18 protein-coding genes and 1 pseudogene are annotated in these 20,706 nt (G+C 60.4%); 3 read left to right on the plus strand and 16 right to left on the minus strand.

The window, feature by feature from the left end; translation table 11 throughout:
* Positions 1-74: 74 nt before the first annotated feature.
* From BUA94_RS10485 to BUA94_RS10500, 4 genes are all read right to left on the minus strand, one after another.
* Entirely contained in the window at positions 75-2,930 is a 2,856-nt protein-coding gene (locus BUA94_RS10485; protein ID WP_073012729.1) for a DUF2339 domain-containing protein, read from the minus strand.
* 153 nt (positions 2,931-3,083) lie between these two features.
* Entirely contained in the window at positions 3,084-3,563 is a 480-nt protein-coding gene (locus BUA94_RS10490; protein ID WP_408011942.1) for a lytic transglycosylase domain-containing protein, read from the minus strand.
* Between the two features lie 551 nt (positions 3,564-4,114).
* Positions 4,115-4,873 carry an N-acetylmuramoyl-L-alanine amidase gene (locus tag BUA94_RS10495; RefSeq protein ID WP_073012732.1) on the minus strand — a complete coding sequence of 253 codons (759 nt, stop codon included), beginning with the start codon at positions 4,871-4,873 and terminating at the stop codon, positions 4,115-4,117.
* The gene (locus BUA94_RS10500) at positions 4,870-5,562 is read right to left on the minus strand and encodes a TerB family tellurite resistance protein (protein ID WP_139251120.1); all 693 of its coding nucleotides are present in this window, start codon (positions 5,560-5,562) and stop codon (positions 4,870-4,872) included. Before BUA94_RS10500 ends, BUA94_RS10495 begins: the two co-directional genes overlap by 4 nt.
* 296 nt (positions 5,563-5,858) lie before the next feature.
* Here BUA94_RS10500 and BUA94_RS10505 point away from each other — a divergent pair, with 296 nt between their 5' ends.
* A complete protein-coding gene (locus BUA94_RS10505; RefSeq protein ID WP_073012738.1) occupies positions 5,859-7,943 on the plus strand; it encodes a putative bifunctional diguanylate cyclase/phosphodiesterase in 2,085 nt (694 codons plus the stop codon).
* 1 nt (position 7,944) lies between these two features.
* Here the strand turns inward: BUA94_RS10505 and BUA94_RS10510 are convergent, their stop codons facing one another.
* The 12 genes and pseudogenes from BUA94_RS10510 to BUA94_RS10565 all read right to left on the minus strand — a co-directional run bounded on the left by BUA94_RS10510 (position 7,945) and on the right by BUA94_RS10565 (position 18,145).
* Complete coding sequence (locus BUA94_RS10510; protein WP_073012741.1) at positions 7,945-8,601, minus strand: DUF4386 family protein; 657 nt, start codon at positions 8,599-8,601, stop codon at positions 7,945-7,947.
* 1 nt (position 8,602) lies between these two features.
* Positions 8,603-9,214, minus strand: a complete 612-nt coding sequence (locus BUA94_RS10515; protein ID WP_073012744.1) for a LysE family translocator — start codon at positions 9,212-9,214, stop codon at positions 8,603-8,605.
* Positions 9,211-10,110 carry a hypothetical protein gene (locus BUA94_RS10520; protein ID WP_073012747.1) on the minus strand — a complete coding sequence of 300 codons (900 nt, stop codon included), beginning with the start codon at positions 10,108-10,110 and terminating at the stop codon, positions 9,211-9,213. The genes BUA94_RS10515 and BUA94_RS10520 overlap by 4 nt, the downstream gene beginning before the upstream one ends.
* A 25-nt stretch (positions 10,111-10,135) precedes the next feature.
* Entirely contained in the window at positions 10,136-11,269 is a 1,134-nt protein-coding gene (locus BUA94_RS10525; RefSeq protein WP_073012749.1) for an FAD-dependent monooxygenase, read from the minus strand.
* 85 nt (positions 11,270-11,354) lie between these two features.
* The gene (locus BUA94_RS10530) at positions 11,355-12,731 is read right to left on the minus strand and encodes a hypothetical protein (protein WP_139251082.1); all 1,377 of its coding nucleotides are present in this window, start codon (positions 12,729-12,731) and stop codon (positions 11,355-11,357) included.
* 265 nt (positions 12,732-12,996) lie between these two features.
* Entirely contained in the window at positions 12,997-13,734 is a 738-nt protein-coding gene (arsH, locus tag BUA94_RS10535; RefSeq protein ID WP_073012753.1) for an arsenical resistance protein ArsH, read from the minus strand.
* Positions 13,734-14,147, minus strand: a complete 414-nt coding sequence (arsC, locus tag BUA94_RS23795; RefSeq protein ID WP_073013817.1) for an arsenate reductase (glutaredoxin) — start codon at positions 14,145-14,147, stop codon at positions 13,734-13,736. The genes arsH and arsC overlap by 1 nt, the downstream gene beginning before the upstream one ends.
* Before the next feature lie 99 nt (positions 14,148-14,246).
* A pseudogene (locus BUA94_RS23800) lies at positions 14,247-14,483 on the minus strand (ArsR/SmtB family transcription factor); the annotation flags it as partial.
* A 79-nt stretch (positions 14,484-14,562) separates the two neighbouring features.
* Complete coding sequence (locus BUA94_RS10550; RefSeq protein WP_073012755.1) at positions 14,563-15,108, minus strand: winged helix DNA-binding protein; 546 nt, start codon at positions 15,106-15,108, stop codon at positions 14,563-14,565.
* A gap of 112 nt (positions 15,109-15,220) precedes the next feature.
* A complete protein-coding gene (locus BUA94_RS10555; RefSeq protein ID WP_073012756.1) occupies positions 15,221-16,525 on the minus strand; it encodes a TRAP transporter large permease in 1,305 nt (434 codons plus the stop codon).
* On the minus strand, positions 16,525-17,082 hold the full coding sequence (locus BUA94_RS10560) for a TRAP transporter small permease (protein ID WP_073012758.1): 558 nt from the start codon (positions 17,080-17,082) through the stop codon (positions 16,525-16,527). The genes BUA94_RS10555 and BUA94_RS10560 overlap by 1 nt, the downstream gene beginning before the upstream one ends.
* A gap of 70 nt (positions 17,083-17,152) precedes the next feature.
* Positions 17,153-18,145 carry a TRAP transporter substrate-binding protein gene (locus tag BUA94_RS10565; protein ID WP_073012760.1) on the minus strand — a complete coding sequence of 331 codons (993 nt, stop codon included), beginning with the start codon at positions 18,143-18,145 and terminating at the stop codon, positions 17,153-17,155.
* A 176-nt stretch (positions 18,146-18,321) separates the two neighbouring features.
* Between BUA94_RS10565 and BUA94_RS10570 the strand changes: the two genes are divergently transcribed.
* Both BUA94_RS10570 and BUA94_RS10575 read left to right on the plus strand, forming a co-directional pair.
* Positions 18,322-19,023 carry an MBL fold metallo-hydrolase gene (locus tag BUA94_RS10570; protein ID WP_073012762.1) on the plus strand — a complete coding sequence of 234 codons (702 nt, stop codon included), beginning with the start codon at positions 18,322-18,324 and terminating at the stop codon, positions 19,021-19,023.
* 84 nt (positions 19,024-19,107) lie between these two features.
* Positions 19,108-20,598 (plus strand): glycosyltransferase family 39 protein, encoded by a 1,491-nt coding sequence (locus BUA94_RS10575; RefSeq protein WP_073012764.1) that lies wholly within the window; start codon positions 19,108-19,110, stop codon positions 20,596-20,598.
* The last annotated feature ends 108 nt before the right edge of the window (positions 20,599-20,706 follow it).

Consider the following 20,706-nt stretch of genomic DNA (forward strand, 5'->3'; position numbering starts at 1 on the left):
CGTTGCCTTATGTGGGAACGGGAGAAAGGTCAAGCGAGCCCTGCTCCCGTTCTGTGCTGCTTTTCCAGCCGGAGTCACTCGGCGCCAGCATCTGCCCCTGGGGCATCTGCAGGAAGGTTGAGGATCATCCGCTGATAGAGATAGCCAATGCCAATCAGGGTCACACCCAAGCCGATGAAGGACAGAGCCCTGAGGACACCTTCCAGTGCCGACATGTCGATCAGGAATACCTTCAGCACAACCAAGGCGATGATCACGCCCGACGCCTTGCGCAGAAGCAACGAGCCGCGGCGCATGCCATAGAACAGGCAGCCAGCCCCAACCGCGAGCCAGACGAAGGAGTAGACGTAATGCTCCAGCTCGCCGACCGGCTCCAGAGTGAGCACGCCCGGACTGAACAGGTTGCGGATCGTCAGATTGACGAAGCAGAAGGCAAGGGCCGCCGCAAAGGCCGCAGCGGTCATCCAGTAGATCCTGGGACGGTGGATCCGCGACACAAATGCCAGAAGGCCATAGACCAGCGCCGGAAGGCCGTAGCCGAAGGTGATCCAGTTCACCAGCACACCAGACCCGACATCCGCTTCCGTGAACAGTGGATTTTCGGCCACAAGCATGGCCAGCCCACCGAGGATCATGCCGAGAAGGCTGATGGCCATGGCACCATTTTCAAGGACCGAGTAGCGCGTTCCCGGCAACATCCGCGTCAGACCAAGAGACACGGACCCGCCGATGAGCATCAGCATGGCCGATGCCTGGAAGCGGCTTTCGTCAGACAGGAACCGGAAAGACGGATCGATGGCATGAAGCGCCAGCATCCCGAGGGTGACGACACCCGACACAATCGAGATGGCCTGCAGGGCTTCCGACCAGCGGTCGCGATGGCTGCGGGTGAAAACCACCGCCGAGAAGATGAACCCCGCACAGGGCAGGCCGTAGCCATAAAGCAAAGCATTAAAGACCGGCGTCGTGCCCAGATCAGCCCCTGCAATGAACGGGTCCCAAAGAAGCCGCAAGCCATAGGGAATGGCCGTGAAAGGCGCCAGAACCCGAAGTTCGGGCAAGCGGTGACGCAGGTAAACCAGCGTGAAGGCCGGCATGATCAGACCAAGGGCAACAGTCAGCGCCCCCGCGGTGAAGGCAAAGCAGGCGGCCAGCGCCAGGGCCATGACAGCCCCGGTGAGCCAGGCCGCAAGCGACTGCGGCCCGCCGGGACCTTGCCGCAGGGTCGGCGCGAGCCACTCGGACAGACCGTAGAACCCGGCCGCAAGCAGCAAGGCGACCACGGCAAAGGGCACGGAAACTTGCCAGGTCTCGATGCGCAGATATCCAAGACAGAGCAAGGCAAGGCAGCACAGAACCGCATTGGCGGCCAGAGATGCTCGCGCAGCTGACCGGAACGCAGCATAAATGCCGCCACCGACGACCAGCACCCCAAGTGCGAGAAGCAGCGCGGCATATTGAGCCGTCGCCTCTCCGACCTGACGTGGCAAGGGCGAAATGATGTCCGAGGTGCTTTCCATCGGCATCATCAGCCCTTCGACATCGAAGGATGCGCCGAACCAGTAGACCGTCCAGAGGCCAGCAAGCAGCGGGAACCAGAGCACATGCCGCAGACTGCTGTGGAAGATCACTGCGAGCACCGGCAAGCCGATCAGCAGCAGGGCCTCGATCACTGTCCCGCTCATGGAGGCGCCGAACTGAACGTTGCAGGCCAGCGGCAGGGCAAAGACGGACAAGGCAAGGGTTGCCACCCGGTCAGACTTTTCCTGCCACTCCGGAGCGCGCGGGTGAAGCCCCAGCACAAAGCCGCAATAGGCAACAGCAATGGCGCCCATCAGATAACCCGTCACGATGATCCGGTCGCCGCTGGAGGCCGCAACTTCAAAGCCCATCGCGTACAGGAACAGACCCGCCACCGCCGACCCGGCAAGCCAGAGCCACATCCGGTAACGCCCGATCGCCACCGCGCTGGCGGAAACCACCAGGACCAGAATGGCAACAGGCAGGATCTCTCCCCTGTCGGAATTGATCAGGAAGGGAACACAATAGCTGGCGAGAAGCCCGAGCACCGCAAGACCCGGTCCATGCAACAAGGCCGCAAGCATGGTGAGCAGAGCGACTGCCCCCAAAGACAGAAAGGCAATGGCCGGGCCGACCAGACCGTAGAGTGCGTGGGCGGCAAAAATCGAGGCAAAGAGCGAAAGCGAGCCAACGGCGGTCAACATCGCCGGAATGTTGGCGCTCTCATACCCCGGAACACTGAAGGACTTCGGACGGCGGCGGGTCCATTCCCCACCAGCCATCAGCAGCGCTCCGAACAGCAGGCCCAGCAGAACGCGAACGCCGGGGCCCAGAATACCGTTGTCGATGGCGTATTTGACCAGGAAAACACCGCCAAAGGCCAGCGTGATCCCACCAGCCCAGACGCTCCACCTGGCCCCGATCACCTGTTCGCGGGCAGCCTTGCGCCCGCCCTTTCCAGGCTCTGCACCAGTTTCCCTGGTTGTTCCGGAATGACCGGCAGCCTGGGAGGCTGCCTGCCCCGATGCGGGACGGGGTGCGTCTTCGGCAGGTCCAGAGGTCTCCTCTGGCGCGCCCTCGGCTCCGGAGCCCCAGGGACCGACAGAGACGTTATCGGCGGGCGGCGGGCCGGACGGCGGCGCATCATCCTGCTGCACAGTTGGCGGCAGAGGCAGAGGCGGGATCACCCGGCGTTTCGTATCAGCCGGGGGCGCTTCCGGAGCAACTGGCGCTGCCGCCGAAGCCTCCGGTCCGGCCCGCTCTGCTCTGAGAGCTGCAACCACCTGCCGGACGACGTCCAGCTCCCGGCCAAGTTTGCGCACCTTGAAGGCCAGCATGATCGGCAAGACCACCGAGACGAACAGAAAGCCGAGGCCCAGCAATGCGGCCAGTGTCAATTCCGATTCCAAGCAAACCTCCAGTGCACGCGCCCTGCCGTCAGCGACGGTCAGTGGGCGGTTGCATATTTGCCGGGTTCCCGCAACGTCTCAAGACCTTTTCCAACGGCAAAGGGCCCGCCCCGGGGGGCAGGCCCTTCAAACCAACCAGATTGTCAGACGCGATCAGCTCGAGGCGATCAGCTGCTTGACCTGGCTGCAATAGCTGCGGCTGCGCGCATTCATGCGCTTGGCAAAGTGACCGGCATTGTAGCGCAGGATGGTGCCGCAAACGTCGCCAGATGCACGCTGATGCGCGCCCGCCAGATAGCGCATGCCCCATTCCAGATTGGTCTTGGGATCGTAAAGCGCCTGGGTCGTGCCACGGTAACCGAGGCCACGTGCCGTTGCCGGCTTGATCTGCATGAGACCCACTTCGCCGTGACTGCCACGGGCGCGCGGGTTGAAATTGCTTTCGATCCGGACGACAGCCTGGGCGATCTCAAGCGGCACGCCATGCTTCTTGGCAGCGGCGCGGATCAGCTCGGCATAATTCGTGGAGGAACGGGCAATTGCCGGAGCGCTCTTCGAGGATGTTCCACGAGAATGGCGCAGGGACTTTTTCTTTGCTGCAGGCTTGTCGTCTTCGTCAGCAACGCTTGCCACTGCCTTCCCGGCATTGACGACACGGATCACCTCACCGGAGCTTTGTCCGGAACCGATGACATCCAGCTTGGCCGGTTCGGGTTTCCTGGTCTCGGCATCGTCAGATTTTACTGCGACGGGACGAATAACCTCGCCACCGGCATATGCGGTCGAAGTAAGCGTTACTGGAGTGAGAATAGGTAAGATCAGGCACACAGCCTTTACCAGAGAATTTGCAGACCGCAACATTCAGTCATTGCCCTTATGTATTGAACCTCGAGAGGTGTTTTTCTGAGGGCGGAGGAATGACGGGGTGGTTTGACGAAAATCAGCCTCGACTGATCACGAAATATTTCAAAAAATTACAGAAAATTGTCAGGTTTTCAGTTAATTCTTACGCAGTTCCTGCAGAAAAAGGCAGGCTTTCGACGGCAAAGGGGCGCAATCCGGCGCAAATCGGGCCAGAGGCAGCCCGGTAGAATTTTGCACTGCACACACCAACGCATCATCCCGCCGAAAGTTCCGATCCCGGAACCATCGACAGGCAGCGCTTTCAATATCGGTAAAACGGACTATAGGGCGGGAAGCGTGGAGAGCAAGTGATGGAGCGTCTCCAGTGTCGACCGGTCGACAACTCCATCCACCTTTTCCTGGCGGAAGTGTCGCTGGAATGCGGTCACTGCATCCCGTGTCCTACGATCAAACACACCTGAAATCGGTACGTCATACCCGTAGATCGCCAACATGGATTGGATTGCCTCGACCGGCTGGCCTTCCTCGCCTTCTTGCATGAAGAGGCCGCTTGTCATGGCAGCCGGCGCCACATAGTGCCCAATTCCGCGCCCCGCCAGCACGTCCCACGGGAACAGTTCGCCCGGATCTTCCTTGCGGTCGGGCGCCACATCCGAATGGGCCAGAACCCGCCAGGGCTGAATTCCATGCCGCTTGCAGATATCCGCCGTCAGCTCGCAGACCGCATTGATCTGGACTGCCGGAAAGGGACGATAGCCGAACTCATGTCCCGGATTGACGATCTCGATCCCGATGGAACGGGAGTTCAGGTCCGTCTCGCCCTTCCAGAAGCTCTTTCCGGCATGCCAGGCGCGCCGGGCCTCAGGCACACATTGCAGGATGGAGCCATCCTCATAGACCAGATAGTGGGCAGAGACCTCCGCACGCGGATCGCACAGGCGGCGCAAGGCACTCTCCGCATCCTGCATGCCGGTATAATGAAGCACCACCGTATCGATCGGCACGCCTTCCGGACGCTCGCCATGATTGGGGGAAGGATGCACCCGGGCCTTCACCCCGGTATCGGTCGTGACGCTCATAGTCCTCTTTCCGCGCAGATCTGCGCCCAGGCTGCATTCAGGGCAGCCAGCCTGTCATTTGCGATGCGCACAAATTCTTCCGGCACACCACGAGCGATCAGCCGGTCCGGATGCGTTTCGCGCACTTCCTTGCGGTACTGGGCCTTCAGCTCCTCGCTGGTGGCCTCCGGCGCCAATCCGATCACGGCATAAGGATCAGTTCCGCCCCTGGCATGACGGGCAAGCATGCGCTGAAACTCGCGCTCATCCAGTCCGAAGATTTTCGCAACTTCGGCCAGGAACGAAATCTCGCTCTCGTGGAGCACCCCATCCGCCTTGGCGATATGGAACAGGCCATCGAGAATGTCGTTCAGGGTCTTGGTGTCATAGGGAAAGAGATCGGCAAGCTTGCGCGCATAGACGTCGAAGCCGGCAACGTCTTCCTTGGCCAGATTGAACAAGCGGGAAACGTTGCGCTCTTCTCCTTCCGGAACCTCAAACAGTTCCCGGAACGCCAGAATCTCGTCCGTGGTCACCACGCCATCGGCCTTGGCCATCTTGGCGGACAAGGCAATCATCGCGACAGTGAAGCCAACGGAACTCGTGCCCTCCGGACGCGTCAGCACGAGCTGCACCAGCCGGTCGACGAGCTGAACGCCCCCGGACCCGATCGCCGCTACGATGCTCGCGAGGCTCGACCAAACTCCCAAACCAGACCCCATACGGCCTGCTCGAAAGCCAAGGCCTTGTTCAATAAGAGGATAATCCAGCCAAAATGCGGATCCTCGATTCTCGTCAATCTCATTCAAGTTCTATCGGCTGACGCACATGATGAAAAGAAAAAGCGCCGCGTCACGGGGGCGCAGGACCGTTTGTCCCAGTCGTCCACAGACCCATCCACTGTTTCAGATGACGCTACGTTCTCATCGATCAGATTCACTATGGCGAAACCTATCTCAGCTACACAGAAGTCCTGATAAAGAGACTGTAGAAAAGCTATCCCTGTATGATTGCATCGCGTGCCCGCCACAATCTTGTCTTCGGCCTCTCCACCTTGGGGCTGGCCTTGGCATTGGCCCTTTGCGTCTATGCAGCCAACCGGGTTTTCAGCCATTGGCTTCTGGTCCGCAGTCTCGAGCAATCTCTCGAGCAAGTTCAGCCAACCCTGCTGACAACGAACCAGATCCTCGAGTTCCAGGACCTCTTTGCTGAGCCCGAACCGACTGTTGACAGCTTTGGCATGCGCCTGACTGGGACCGACCCCAATTCAGATGAAGCAGCCCCCAAGACTCTATCTGCCGAACTGACGGAAGTTTTGGAAAAGCTGTTGTCGCCATCGACTTCGCTCGCCTACACGGTGGTCAAGGACACGGATTTCACCGTAGGGAGCCCGTTGAACCGCCAACTCACCCGTTTTGCGCGCTCAGTCGGCGTTCCCTGGCAGGATCTCTATCTGGCACTGGCAAAGCTCGACACGGCCGGAAAGCCCTATACGACCGTCAAGCTGAGCAATACCGGCAAGCTGCAGACCCATTCCGTCGTCGTGATCCCCAACCTGGTAGACGGCAAGCCCAAGGGCGCCCTCCTGGTGGGCCTCGACCATGATCTGCGCATCGCCGATCTCGAGGTGATCGCCAATGTTGCGACCCTCGTCCTCTCGGCCCTAAGCATCGTCTCCTTCCTGATGGCAGGTCTGCTCCTCTGGCTGCGTTTCCACGACCAGGTGAAGAAGAACCGGGATATCGAGTTCCTGGCCCATCACGACGCCCTGACCGGGCTACCCAACCGAGCGGTCTTCAATGCCCGCCTGACGGAAGCTCTGCGCATCACCCATGCCAAGGCGACCAACATGGGGGTGATGCTGATCGACGTCGACAAGTTCAAGGAAATCAACGACACCTATGGGCACGCGACGGGCGACATCTTCCTTCAGGTGATCGCCGACCGGCTACGCTCCGTCTTTAGTGATCATCTTGTGTCCCGCTTGTCCGGCGATGAGTTCGCGGTCATGTTCCAGTCCGTCGCGGATGTTGCCCGCCTGACCAAGCTGGCAACGGACATGATCTCTGCCACCAAGGCGCCCTGCGTGGTCGATGGCAAGGAAATCAAGATTTCCCTCTCCATCGGCATTGCCCGGGCAAGCGACGGCAACTGGCGCTCTTCCCGCGTGCTTCATTGCGCCGACCTTGCCCTTTACCGGTCCAAGCATTCCGGCCGCTCGACCTTCTCCTGGTACACCGCCGAAATGGATGCCGACGCCCAGCACCGCAAGGAGATTGAGGAAGGCCTGGCAAAGGCCCTGCGTCTCGATCAGTTCGACGTTCTGTTCCAGCCGCAATATGCGCTCAAGGACAACCGCCTGACCGGCTATGAGGCTCTGATCCGCTGGGAGCATCCGGTCAAGGGCCGGATCCCGCCGGATCTTTTCATTCCGGTCGCAGAAGACTGCGGCCTGATCGAGGATATTGGCGATTGGGTTCTGAACCGGGCCTGTCAGGAAGCCGCCAACTGGGAGGACAACACCCTCAAGGTTGCCGTGAACGTGTCGGCCGCCCAGTTCAAACCCGGCATCACGGAGCGCAAGGTCGCCAACGCCCTTCGGGCAAGCGGCCTGAAGCCGGAACGGTTGGAAATCGAAATTACCGAAAGCCTGCTGATCGCCAACACCGATGCGGTGGTGGAGACGCTCAAGGCCATCCGTAACATGGGTGTCGCCATCGCCATGGACGACTTCGGAACCGGCTACTCTTCCCTGAGCTACCTGAGCCGCTTTCCATTCGACAAAATCAAGATCGACAAGGCTTTCATCCAGAACCTCGGCGATGACACAAGCACCGACGCGATCGTTACCTCGATCATTGGTCTTGGCCGGTCTCTCGACGTGCTGATCACGGCAGAAGGCGTGGAAACCGAAAACCAGGTCACCCTGCTGCGCGCGGCCGGCTGCCATCTGGTCCAGGGCTACTATTTCGGCAAGCCGGACAGCGTGCGGAACCACCAGGAAAGCCGTCTGCGCAAACAGGCCGAAGCTGTTTCGCGGGACTTGGAAGCAACCGTCCCCGTCGTCAAGTCAAGCAGCGCGGCAGTTTGATCTAAGGCTCGGAGCGAAACAGACAGGCCCCGAGCCAGATCCACCAGACAGGGCCGAGCACAACCCCTCCGGCAGCCGCAGCAAGTGTCGTCAGGTCGGGAACGGCAAAAAACAATCCTGCGAAAGCCGCAAAATAAAGCCCTGAACAGGCCAGGCCCAACACGCAAAGCAGCTTCGGCAATCTACCCGTTCTGAGGCTATGCAGGTTCACCAACAGCAGAAACAGCCCAACGCAGCCGAAGATCAGCCAGCCCTGGGTATCCAGGCTCAACGAGAAGGACTGGATGATTTTCGAGGTGAGCGCATCACCAGAGGCGACCACCTCTGCCCGCTTCGCTTCTCCCCCAAGGAGGCGGAGATAAGTGATGGACGTCACCGCATATCCGAGCATGCCAACAGTACAGCCCCAGTATGCCAAATGCCGCTCATCAAGATCCAGAAACCTTCGGACCGGCGGGATCACACCCAGGGCACAGAGGCCAGCAAGGCCGAACGAGAACAGAAAGCCTTGCCGCGCCAGGGGACCTTTCGCCAGTTCCTGCCAATAGGTGTCTGACCCTGCCGGATAGTGCGCAGACGGATCCAGCAGAAAAAACGCTCCTGTCGCCAGATAGCTGATGGCACATGCGAAACAGAAAAAGGCGGCAGTCCGGTACATGTCAGCCCAAACCTTTCAGCAGGATCCAGAGGGACGTGAGGCACAGAAGAACCGCATAGATCCGGTTTTGCAGGCGGATGGCCGGAACCGTGTTGGCGCAACGGGCCAGAAGGTCGCCAAAGAAGGCCCAGGAAAAATGCGAGACGAGGCTGAGGGCGGTGAGAGCCAGACTGATGGCCAGAACCGTCTGCCCATCCACTGTCTGACTATCCAGAAACTGCGAGTAGACCAGGAGCAGCAACACCAGGCCCTTGATATTGGCGAATTGCACGATCGCCCCATGAACCAGCCCCGGAGAATGCTGCAGGCTCGCTTTCGCCTCCTCCGGCTCCGCCCTCCAGAAGCTGACCGCCAGAAAGAGAATGAAGGCGATGCCCGCCAGCTGCAGCACCATGAGAACATCTGGATTGAGTGCCAGGAGGTTGACCAATCCATAGCCCACCGCAAGCGCAGGCAAGAGGACCATCAGATCCATTCCGATCACGAAGGGAACTGTTCCGAGCACTCCGAAACGGGAAGCGGCGGCTGCGCTCAGGAGATTGCTGGGCCCCGGACTGAACATCAATGGAAAGACAAAGAGGCAAAGGGCCAGGTAATCGGCGCTGCTGTTCATCCGGCCTCCCCCATCGCCTTGCCATCTGCCGTGCTCAAGCGGTGTTCAGGAGCCGGTCGTTCCGTGCGAAGGTGAATCGGATGGGTGCCGGCCTGCCGCTTCTGCCACTGCTGCAGCGCCAGAACGTGGTTGAAAGGCACCTTTTTCGAAAAGAGGTCCCGGACAGTTTCGAAGAGCGGCTTTTGTCCGGACACTTGGCAGCGGATTAGGTCCCCGCCCTCCCCCCGGCTCCAGTACCAGTTCACCGTGGAGAATCCGCCGAAGACCGCCAATCCCAGACGGTAGAAAAGCCTCCGCACTGGCCGTATCCAACCCGTAAGCCCCGGCGGTAAATGCATCCAGGCAGGCAGAAAGGCCAGGATGGGCTGATCGGCCCTGGCTTTCACCCCGGCTTGTGCTGCGGCCTCGACAACGAAACCGGCGCAGTTGCGGTCGACCATATCGAACACCAGAGCGCCCTTCTGACGTCCGGCCTGCAGGTGCTCGATCCAGGCGACTAGCGCCTCGAACCGCTCGCGGCTCAGGGGAATGACCGTGCTCTGTCCCGGCCAGCCAACCCGGTCGTATTTGTCCGGCGACAGTAGCATGCCCGGATACCGGAGCCCCGGCACCCGCTCCGGATCAATGCCCGTGCTTTCATCCGGATAGAAGCCAAGACTGGCATAGCGCCCATCCTCCTGCCAGAGCCGGATCCAGGCATGGCCATGATTGGAGGAAAGCCCCAGCGGCTCAGACTTCGACCCGGTGAGGATTTCCAGCGCATAGCCACATCCAGGCGGTTCAATATCCGGCCGAGCCTCCATCTGAAGGCTGGTCCAGTTGGACCGTTGCTCGATCCTGCCGGCTTGCGGCTTCACAAGGCGCTCCGCGCTGCCGGGCCAAAGCAAGGGCTTCAAGATCCACACCTGCGACGTCTCCAGCTCAGCGGGTATTGAACAATTTGAGCAGCATGCCCGGGGGAATGGTGCTCATAAGCGTGTTCCGGAAGGTTGCCAGAAGGGGATGATGCCACTGGCGCATCCGCCCCACCCTGCGGGACCGGGCAACCAATGGCCCGGTTCGTTCCCCGCCCAGCTTTTCATAGGAGGCAAGGGCGACCGGAATGCTGCCGGAACGCTGAAGGCATTCTCCCAGGCTCAAGGCATCTTCCAGCGCCTGACAAGCCCCCTGCCCCAGATCCGGGGTCATCGGGTGAGCGGCATCCCCCAGCAGAAGCACTGGCCCGTCACACCAGCGTGGCAAAGGCCGCGTGTCGAACACACCGGTCCGGACAAGATCCTCAGGCTTCGTCGCATCGATAACGATACGGGCAGGCGCCGGCCAACCGCCAAACCAGCTCAGCGCTTCCTGCTTGTGCGCAGGATCCACCGGCGCCCGGTCATCGTGAGGCCCGTTCCGTGTCCCGTACCAGTAGACGAGATCGTTCTTGATCGCGAAAATACCGAAACGGCTGCCACGGCCAAAGAACTCCCGGTAAAGCCCGGCAGGAAATGTTCCCTCCGGCAGTTCGGCAACGCCGCGCCACGTCATCCAGCCCGCATAGACAAGCGGGTCTTCCCGCAGCATCTGCGACCGGATTCTGGAGCGGATGCCGTCAGCTGCGACCAGAAGATCCGTCTCGATTTCCTCTCCACCGTCCATAAGCGCGGCCACCTTCGCACCGCGCGGTTCATATCCGGTGCAGATCGCCCCCGTGCTGATGTCGACGTTTTCCAATGCAGACAGGAGAACCGAATAGAGGTCCGTGCGCCGGACGCAGATCAGGGGCAGCCCGGACTGCTCTTCAATCGCGGCAAGATTGACGCGGGACAAAAGACGGTTCTGTCCATCATAGATCTCGCCGCTTTTCAGGGGACTGGCATGAGCCAGGATCTTTTCCAGCAGCCCAAGCCGGTCCAGCCGCCGGAGTGCATTCGGCCACAGCGTCAATCCGGTCCCCCCCACTCCAAGGGATGAATTGCGCTCCAGGATCCGGCACTGAATGCCTTCCCGGCTGAGGGAAAGCGCTGCCGCCAGCCCGCCAATGCCGCCGCCCACTACAAGTGCCTGCTTCATGATTTCACGGCCACCAAAAGCTGATTGTCTTGTCTATACGCCGGACCGGACCGCTCGAGGGCGCCCCGGTCCGGCGGAGTAAGGTTCAGGCAAGTGCAAGACTTGCGGGAACGGCTGGGACCTGCGACCGCAGCATGCTTTGATCGGACACGACGGACAGGCCGCGTCCTTCAAACCGGGCAACAAAATTCTCGTGAGAGTCGTAATAGTGGACGAACTGCTCACCGGAGAGAACGTCCTCCTGGTTCAACTCGCCCTCCGGCAGTCCCCGGACCCGGTCAAACATGGCCCGCGGGACTGGCTTTCCATCCAGGCCGAGATAGGCGCCCGGTGCGATCTGCACGAGGGTCGACGTGAAAAAGGCGGCGTTCTCGACACAGTTGGTCTGAATTTCCGGGCTGACGCGGCCATTGGCGAAAACCCAGGCCATACGGTTGGGGAAGGAAAGCAGGTAGACCGCCGCCACAAATTCGAAATTGCTGGCGGCATCGAACGGCGGCCGCTCGGTCTTGCCATTGTCGAAGGCTTCCGTGGTGATCGGGTTCCAGGTCGGCATGCCGATGATCAGAGGCTCGATCTGATCCGGATAGGTCTCGATCAGCTTCTGGCCATGCAGGACCACGGAGAGAATGTCAGCTTCGGCAATCTCGGCGAGGCCGATCATGACCCCAAGCCCAACCTGAAGCCCTGCCCGGACCGCCATTTCCTGGGACTGCATCCGATGCAGCCAGCCGATGCTCTCACCGGTCCGCTTCTGCAGTTTCAGGTCCAGATCAATCCCGGAAGCCTTCGGGCCGGACGGAATGTGATGATTGTAGAGATCCTCCTTGTAGGTCTCCTGCCAGGTAAGCACGCAATCGAGGCCATCCGCCCGCAGTTTCCGGTAATGCGGCTCATGCATGGGCACGAGGCAGAGAGAGACCCGCGCATCCGGATTGACGGCGCTTGTCTCCGTCTTGAGGTTCCGGACCAGAGAATGGAGGTTCTCTTTCAGGAACTTGAGATCATCTCCCCCGGCAATCTCGAAATGAGAGAAGCCTTTGCGGGCCAGGATCTGCGCCTGCTCGCGAATTGCACTCTCGGTGATGGCAAGCCGGATCATGTCCTTGTTGTCCGCTCTCCAGCCACAGAACCGGCAGGTGCTGGAACAGAAGGACGTGACTTCGATCGGCACCATGGTCGCCACGCCATCACCAAAACTGGCATGCCGCACCTTCCGGGCAGCTTTCACTACCAGATCCCGGAGCCTTGCATCGGGCGCATCGCGCACCAGCCTCAGCAGACTTGCCGCCTCGGCCGCAGACAAGCCGCCCTCTCCGGCGACGCGCCGTTCGAGAATTGCCTCGACGACGTCGGGCAGGTCCTGCTCTGCAACGGACTTCCCAGCCGCGAGATAGGCTGTTTCCGCCGTTGTGTAGAGCGAGCGATAGAATTGATCTTCTATGGAATGCGTTGGTGTCATAACGGAGGTCCCCCAGGAATATTTGTGCGTTTTCAACGTCCCGATCCTGAAACTGGACGCTGTGAAAATTCACTATTCCTTAAAAGATTTTCCCGCTCAAGCTTTAATAACCCTCGGGAACACAACCATAAATTACTTTCGCAATTGCAGCCCTGATCTGCAAGGATGCTTGCACACACCTTTTTCCAGACACGCTCAAACAAGAAGGGCCCTGAAACTTCCGTCAGGGCCCACCGAGAGATTTAAATGATTTCAGAGCGTTGGATCAGGTTGCCGCGCTCTGGTTGACCCGGCGCGACAATTCCTCCGCGCTTTCCTTCCGCTCGGAATAACGGTCGACCAGATAATCGGTCCGCCCGCGCAGCAGCACCGTAAATTTGATGAGTTCTTCCATCACATCCACCACCCGGTCGTAGAGGGGTGACGGTTTCATCCGGCCTTCCTCGGTGAATTCGAGAAAGGCCTTGGGAACCGACGACTGGTTGGGAATGGTGACCATCCGCATCCAGCGTCCCAGCACCCGCATCTGATTGACAGCGTTGAAGGACTGGGAACCCCCGGAGACCTGCATCACAGCCAGCACCTTGCCCTGACTGGGGCGGATGGAGCCAAGACTGAGCGGAATCCAGTCGATCTGCGCCTTCATGATGCCGGTCATCGCACCATGGCGCTCGGGCGAGCACCAGACCTGAGCCTCTGACCAAGCCACCAGATCCCGCAGCTCGGCGACCTTGGGATGATCCACCGGCGCATCATCGGGCAGAGGCAGGCCAGAGGGATCAAAGATCCTCGTCTGCGCCCCGAACCTCTCCAGCAGGCGGGCAGCCTCCTGTGTCAGGAACCGGCTATAGGAGCGTTCGCGCACCGACCCATAGAGCAGCAGAACCCGTGGCGGATGGCTGAATTCATGCCTTGCCAAGAGCTGCTCCTCATCCAGAGGATGGAAACAGCTCTCTTCCAGCGCTGGAAACGCTTGCGCGTCCGGCTTTTCAACCTCCGCCATCAGTCGCCCTTCGCCCCGCGAACGACTTCACCATCCTCCTTGACGAATTCGGCCAATGCGCCTTCCGGCAGCAGCTCCAGAACCTTTTCCGAGGGACGGCACAGGGCAACGCCCTTGTCCGTCACGACGATTGGCCGGTTGATCAGGATGGGATGCTCCATCATGAAGTCGATCAGCTGGTCATCAGAGAACGTGTCTTCCCCAAGACCCAGCTCCTCATAAGGCGTTCCCTTCTGGCGCAGGAGATCGCGCGGGGAGATGCCCATGCGCAGGATCAGACTTGCCAGTTCATCACGGCTTGGCGGGGTCTTCAGGTATTCAATGACTTCCGGCATCTCGCCAGCAGCCTCGATCATGGCGAGCGTGTTGCGGGACGTGCCGCATGCGGGATTATGATAGATGGTGACAGACATCGGTTTCGTTCCTCTTGGCAACTCCAGCTCTGGCAGACCGCACCGGGCAGGATTGCCCTGACAACAGTCTTCCAGAAGAAATCCGATCAGCCCCTGCATCGCATCGACATGGGCCGAATAAATGATCTTCCGCCCATCCCTCTGCTTGCCGATCAGACCGGCCCGTTCCAGGGCAGCGAGGTGAAATGACATGCGCGCTGGCGCAACCGTCAGCCTCTCGGCCAGCTCGCCAGCTGCCAGCCCTTCCGGACCGGCCTGGACCAGAAGACGGAAAGCGGCAAGCCGGTCAGCCTGCGCCAGCGCAGACAGGGCTTCTATGGCGTGAGCTTCATTCATAATTCGACATTACAAGAAATCTTTAAATAATAAAGCAGCATTTTCGCAAGACCGGCTGCACTCTGAAAGCGGAAGAGATTTACATGGCGGCTGCGGCGCGGGCTGCCTGATCGTAATTGCCGGAAACAAGCCGCAAGGTCGCAGCGAGACGCGACAGCTCCCGCTCATCAAGGCCCAGCGCCTTCATCGGCTCGACCAGGAGGGCTTCGCGAAGGCGGCGGTATTCCACACAGGCCTCCTCCCCGTCCTTGGTGATCGAGACCGTCTTCTCCTTGCCCTGGCGGCCTGAGCGGATCAGGCCCGCCTTGTCCAGCTTCTTCAGCGCATAGGAGACGGTGTGCGTGTCCTCGATGTTCAGGACGAGGCAAATGTCGGCCAGGGTCTTGGCCCGTCCCCGGTGGTTGACCGAGTGGAGCACCTGCACATCCAGTGGGCTGAGGCCCGCCGTTCCCGTCGCGGCCATGCAACGGACCATCCAGCGGGAATAGGCATTCACCATCATGGTGACGGCAAATTCGAGTTCGGACAGCGCCGGCATGGCACCGCTGGCCAGATGCGCGGCGGACACGACAGGGCCAATCGAGCGGGCACCAGCGTGACTGTTCTCAGATCCCTCGTCCGACATGACCTCTCCTGACCCGCCAGGTTCAAGTCAGCGGCATGACCGCTGTCTCTCCGGCATTTCGCGTTTCTCTATCAAAAAGGGCAGGCGCATGACGCGCCTGCCCAAAGCCCGCTTACCCTGAAAGCATCGTCTGTGGCAACCACAGCGCCAGTTCCGGGAACAGGACGATCAGGACCGTGGCCAGGATCATCAGCAGGAAGAACGGCATCGCCATCCAGGCCACCTTGAAGATGTTGTGGCCTGTCATGCCCTGAAGCACGAAGAGGTTGAATCCGACCGGCGGCGTGATCTGGCTCATCTCCACGACCAGCACCAGATAGATGCCGAACCAGATCAGATCCAACCCGGCCTGCTGAACCATCGGCAGGATCACCGAGGTGGTCAGAACCACGACGGAAATCCCGTCGAGGAAACAGCCGAGCACCACGAAGAACACGGTCAAAGCCGCCAGAAGCTGCAGGGGCGAAAGGCCCAGAGTGCCGATCCAGGTGGCAAGTTCACGCGGAATGCCGGTGAAACCCATGGCGACCGTCAGGAAGGCAGCACCCGCCAGGATGAAGGCGATCATGCAAGAGGTGCGCGTTGCCCCCATCAGGGCGTCGATGAAGTTCTTGCGTGTCAGGGTTCCGCTTGCCCAGGACAGGAGCAAGGACAGGAGCACGCCGATGGCCGCCGCTTCCGTCGGAGCGGCAAGACCGGCATAGATCGACCCGATGACACCGGCAATCAGGCCAATGATCGGGAACAGGCGCCGTGTTGCCCGCAGGCGCTCCATGAACGGCACGGGCTCCTCGGCTTCCGGCATCTTGTCCCGGTTGATCAGCGCCCAGACCATGACATAGCCCATGAACAGACAGGCCAGCAGGATGCCCGGAAGCACTCCGGCAATGAACAGCCGCGCGATGGACTGTTCGGTTGCCGCACCATAGACGATCAGAATGATCGACGGAGGGATCAGGAGCCCCAGCGTCCCGGACCCGGCAAGGGTTCCGATGGCCATGCGCTCGTCATAGCCGCGGCGCTTGAGCTCCGGCAGGGACATCTTCCCGATCGTGGCAGTCGTGGCCGCGGACGATCCGGACACGGCCGCAAAGATGCCGCAGCCCAGAATGTTCACATGCAGCAAACGGCCCGGAATGTTCCGCATCCAGGGAGAGAGACCTGCAAACATGTCCTCGGACAGCTTGGACCGGAACAGGATTTCCCCCATCCAGATGAACATCGGCAGGGCCGTCAGGTCCCAGGAGTTCGATGCACCCCAGACGGTCGTGGCAAGCACGGTGCCGGTGGGGGCGGAGACCAGCAGCATCATGGCGCTGAGAGCGACTGCAAAGAGAGCAACACCCACCCAGATGCCGGTGGCCAGTGCTGCCAGCATGCCAATGCCGAGCAGGAAGGCGACGAGAGACAGATCCATCACTCCACTCCTTCAATGGCATCAGCGCGGTTTGCGGTCTGATAGCTCGCCTTGCCGCCAAAGAGGACACGGCAGAGATCGTCCAGAATGGACACCGCGAACACTGCGAGGCCGAACGTCATGACGGCCTGGGGAATCCACAGGGGCACAGGAATGATCCCGAAGGAGACCTCGTGATAGACGTAGCTGTCGCTGGCCTGAAGACCGGATTGCCAGGCGAAATAGCCGATGATCCCGAGAGCGACGAGCAGGCACCAGGCTTCCAGCACATGGGCAAGCCGCTTGGGCACCTGCTGCAACAGGATCGTCACGCGGATATGGTCGCCGAGACGCAGTGTCGAGGCCAGAGCCAGAAAGGAAGCACCGACCAGCAGGAAGCCCGCGATTTCAGCCAGCGAGGGGACGAGAAACCCGTACGGCGGATACCCGAGCAGCCCGAGCAGACCATCGTAGATCCGGCCGAACACCTGGACGATGACCATCAGGGCAATCAAAACAAGGCAGACAGCAGCCAAGGCTCCCGCGCTCTTGTAAAGCACGTTCAAAAATCTTCGCATCGGTGGCGTCTCCGGTGCCGCGATTGTGAAAACGGGCCGTCCCCTCGGAACGGCCCGAACCATGCAAGGCTTACTTGTTGAAAGCCTCGACGATGGCTGCGCCATCTTCACCGGCAGTTTCCTGCCATTCCTTGACCATGGTCGCACCGATTTCCTTCATGGAAGCCTGAAGAGCTTCGGAAGGAGCGGCGACCTTGATGCCATTGTCTTCCAGCACCTTGGTCTTGTCGGCGGTTTCAGCCTTGGATGCTTCCCAGCCTCGGGTCTCCGCATCTGCAGCAGCAGCAAGAACAGCGGCCTTTTCGTCTTCGCTCAAGCCGTCGAAGGCCTCCTTGTTGACGATGACCATGTTCTTCGGCAGCCAGGCCTGGGTGTCATAGTAGTGATCCAGATAGTCCCATGCCTTGGTGTCAGCACCGGTGGACGGAGACGTGATCATGGCTTCGACGCGGCCGGTGGAGAAAGCGGTCGGCAGATCCGGCACTTCAACCTGGGTCGGAATGCCGCCGGCGAGTTGGGCAAGACGCTCGGTCGACGCATTGTAGGCGCGGAAACGCAGGCCCTTGAGGTCGTCAATCGTGTTGACGTCCTTCTTGGTGTAGATGCCCTGCGGCGGCCACGGCACCGTGTAGAGCAACTGCAGACCCTGTTCGGCCAGCTTCTTTTCCATCACCGGCTTGGACGCCTGATAGAGCTTCCAGGACGCGTCATAGGAGTTCGCCATGAAGGGAACCGAGTCCACGGCGAAGACCGGGTCTTCGTTGGACAGACGGGAGATCAGGATCTCGCCCATCGGCACGACGCCCTTGCGCACACCGTTCTTGATTTCCGGGTGCTTGAGCAGGGAACCGGCGGAGTGGACCTGAATCGTCAGGGAGCCACCGGTCTTTTCCTTGATCTCATCGGCAAACTTAATGATGTTCTGGGTGTGGAAGTTGCTGTCGCCATAGGGCGTCGCCATGTTCCACTCTGCGGCATTCACCGCGCTGAGCGATGCAAGGCCAAAGGCTGCGGACATGGCAAGGGCTTTGCCAGCCGCGGAAAATCTACGAAACTGCAGCATGCTGTTCTCCTCATGTGGGTGGGGCATTTTTGCCCTCATTGGACCGCACCTTGCTCAATGGAAAGTCACGGACATAAATTAAGCTAACCGCAGAAATCGGAAACAGCAACAATTTATCGGTAAATTGTCAGCATCGATTTCACCCCGCCCCTTTTCCCGGTCAGACAGGCCCCTTCATGTCCTCCAAAACCCCTGCTCCCAGCTTTGATATTCTCGTCGAAGGCTCCAGCCTCGCCTTTCAGGGCGGGTTCTTCGGCATCTCGTCCATCGTGCTGGTCACCAGCGGAGGCAAGCGGGCGCTTTTCGACTGCGGCCACGGGGTCACCCGGCGTCTGCTTCTGGAAGCACTCGCCGCTCGCGGCCTGACGCCGGGCGACATTGATCTGCTGATCTTCTCTCATGGCCACTTCGACCATGTTCTGAACATGGATCTCTTTCCGGACGCACCTATCCTCATGAGCCGGGATGAGCGGGACTATCTTCACGCCCCCTTCGCTCATGATCTCGTCACGCCGGTGTTCCTTGGCGACCTTCTGGACAAGCGCAATGTCCAGCTGGTGGAAGGAGAGGCGGATGTACTGCCCGGCGTGACCCTGTTCCCGACGCCGGGACACAGCCCGGGCCATGTCTCGCTTGAACTTGCCTGTGATGAGGGACCGGTCGTTCTGGCTGCCGATGCGCTGAAGACCGCGCGCGAGGCCAGCACCGGCATTCCGGATCTTGAAATCGATCCGCACAAACGGGGAGCTGCCTCCATTCAGGAGGTTCTGCGGCGGGGCAAGGTCATTGTGCCCGGGCATTTCCCCCCGATCCGGAAGGATGAAAAGGGACACATCAGCTGGACAGGTGTCCAGGAAATGCCGCTCCTGATCCGCTGAATGAGGGAACCATTTCCGGCTGCATTCATTTGCCAGAGATGGGAACACCTGCCAATCTCCCTCCCGTTGCGGGAGGATCAACGAATGAGCCATGACACCCTCGCGCCGAAACTCTCTCCGGGGAGCCGGCGCGAGCAGCTTTGGACGTGGGCGATTGGGGGCATTCTCCTTCTGGCCGCAGCCTTGCGGCTCCCTTACCTCGACCGCACCAGCTTGTGGTACGACGAGGCCGTCTCGTGGTCTCAGTCCAAGGGCACGCTGACTGGCCTCCTTGCGCAGGTTGCCGGCGACAATTATCCGCCACTTCACAACCTGATGCTCTGGGCCACCATGAAGCTGGGTGGCGACAGCGAGATAGCCTTGCGTCTGCCCTCTGCCCTCTGCGGATTATTGGCCGTCTGGCTGGTCTATCTTCTCGGCAAGACGGTCTTCTCGCGCACTGCGGGCCTGCTGGCAGCTACGCTTCTCGCCCTGTCTCCATTTCACGTCTGGTATTCCACCGAAGCACGCATGTATTCGGTCTTCGCGGCAACAGGCCTGCTCTATCTCCTGGGTATCGCCCGCCTCCTGACAGCATCCCCGCATGCGCCCCAGACAAGGAATGCCGGTCTGGCAACGCTCGGCGGAGTGCTGTTCCTCTACAGCCACGCCTATGCGCCCTTCTCTATCGCCGGGGCGGGCGCGGTGCTTGTTCTGCTTGTGGGATTCAACCTGTTGCGCAGCACCGGGGAGCGGCGAGACAACCGGTCTCTCCTCCTGGCACTGATAGCGACCGCACTGGCAGGCGCTGCCTTCCTGCCCTGGCTGGCCGTGCTTCTTGCCCGTGCCAGGCACGTGGTGGATGGCGGTTTCTGGATTGCCTATCCGGACCTCAATTTCCTGACCGTCATGGTGCGGGAGATAACCGGGTCCGAATATGCCTTCCTCATCCTAGTTGTCCTTGCCGCCCTTGCCCTCCTTTTGCCCGGCACAGCCAGAAAACGTGCGAATTCGTCCGCCCTCGTGCTGGCTGGCTTCGCCCTTGCGCCCTGGGTCATCGCCTATCTGATCTCCGTCACCCTCAGACCCATTCTCTTCGACCGCTACCTGATCGCGGCCTTTCCTGTCCTTCTTCTGCTGGCAAGCGCGGGGGCAGAAAGACTGCTGAGCCGCTGTGGAGCACTCGCGCTGCTGTCGGTCATGCTCGTGTGGACAGCCGGACCGCTAAATCACGCCTTGAGGGACAAGATAAGACCCGAGTGGCGCTCCATCGCCGAGACATACCTGAAGGACCGCGGGAAAGACGCCCCCATCCTGCTGCACAAACCCTTCGCCTTGCCCGCCCTTGCCTATTACCTGAAGGATCAGGCCCAGCCGGTTCTCGTAGCCACGGCCGGAGACCTTGCGGCCGCCTTTGATCAACCGGAGGTCTGGCTGCTCATCTGTCACTCCGGCAAGACCGAGATGCAGGACATGATCGATGCGGTGCCCGCTGCCTATCACGAAACCGGCCGATGGCGCGGGTTCGGCTGGGGAACCAGCGGTCTGACACTCCTGAAATTCGAGGCTGAAAAAATCAGCAACAATGAACGTTGATATTTTATCGACATTTTATCAGCAACGCGCTAGCATTTCTGAAATCGCGGCACCCAGAGCCTCTTCCAGCTCGCAAAAAGCGGTGATCGCGGAAGGAAAAATCCGAAA

Source organism: Roseibium suaedae (genome assembly GCF_900142725.1).
GTDB lineage: Bacteria > Pseudomonadota > Alphaproteobacteria > Rhizobiales > Stappiaceae > Roseibium > Roseibium suaedae.

Excerpts from the sequence above, each read along its gene's own strand:
- BUA94_RS10505 (WP_073012738.1), top strand. The coding sequence starts at position 5,859 with ATGATTGCATCGCGTGCCCGCCACAATCTTGTCTTCGGCCTCTCCACC.
- BUA94_RS10570 (WP_073012762.1), top strand. The coding sequence starts at position 18,322 with ATGTCCTCCAAAACCCCTGCTCCCAGCTTTGATATTCTCGTCGAAGGC.
- BUA94_RS10555 (WP_073012756.1), bottom strand. The coding sequence starts at position 16,525 with ATGGATCTGTCTCTCGTCGCCTTCCTGCTCGGCATTGGCATGCTGGCA.
- BUA94_RS10565 (WP_073012760.1), bottom strand. The coding sequence starts at position 18,145 with ATGCTGCAGTTTCGTAGATTTTCCGCGGCTGGCAAAGCCCTTGCCATG.
- arsC (WP_073013817.1), bottom strand. The coding sequence starts at position 14,147 with ATGTCTGTCACCATCTATCATAATCCCGCATGCGGCACGTCCCGCAAC.
- BUA94_RS10575 (WP_073012764.1), top strand. The coding sequence starts at position 19,108 with ATGAGCCATGACACCCTCGCGCCGAAACTCTCTCCGGGGAGCCGGCGC.
- BUA94_RS10560 (WP_073012758.1), bottom strand. The coding sequence starts at position 17,082 with ATGCGAAGATTTTTGAACGTGCTTTACAAGAGCGCGGGAGCCTTGGCT.
- BUA94_RS10550 (WP_073012755.1), bottom strand. The coding sequence starts at position 15,108 with ATGTCGGACGAGGGATCTGAGAACAGTCACGCTGGTGCCCGCTCGATT.
- BUA94_RS10525 (WP_073012749.1), bottom strand. The coding sequence starts at position 11,269 with ATGAAGCAGGCACTTGTAGTGGGCGGCGGCATTGGCGGGCTGGCGGCA.
- arsH (WP_073012753.1), bottom strand. The coding sequence starts at position 13,734 with ATGGCGGAGGTTGAAAAGCCGGACGCGCAAGCGTTTCCAGCGCTGGAA.
- BUA94_RS10510 (WP_073012741.1), bottom strand. The coding sequence starts at position 8,601 with ATGTACCGGACTGCCGCCTTTTTCTGTTTCGCATGTGCCATCAGCTAT.
- BUA94_RS10515 (WP_073012744.1), bottom strand. The coding sequence starts at position 9,214 with ATGAACAGCAGCGCCGATTACCTGGCCCTTTGCCTCTTTGTCTTTCCA.
- BUA94_RS10530 (WP_139251082.1), bottom strand. The coding sequence starts at position 12,731 with ATGACACCAACGCATTCCATAGAAGATCAATTCTATCGCTCGCTCTAC.
- BUA94_RS10495 (WP_073012732.1), bottom strand. The coding sequence starts at position 4,873 with ATGAGCGTCACGACCGATACCGGGGTGAAGGCCCGGGTGCATCCTTCC.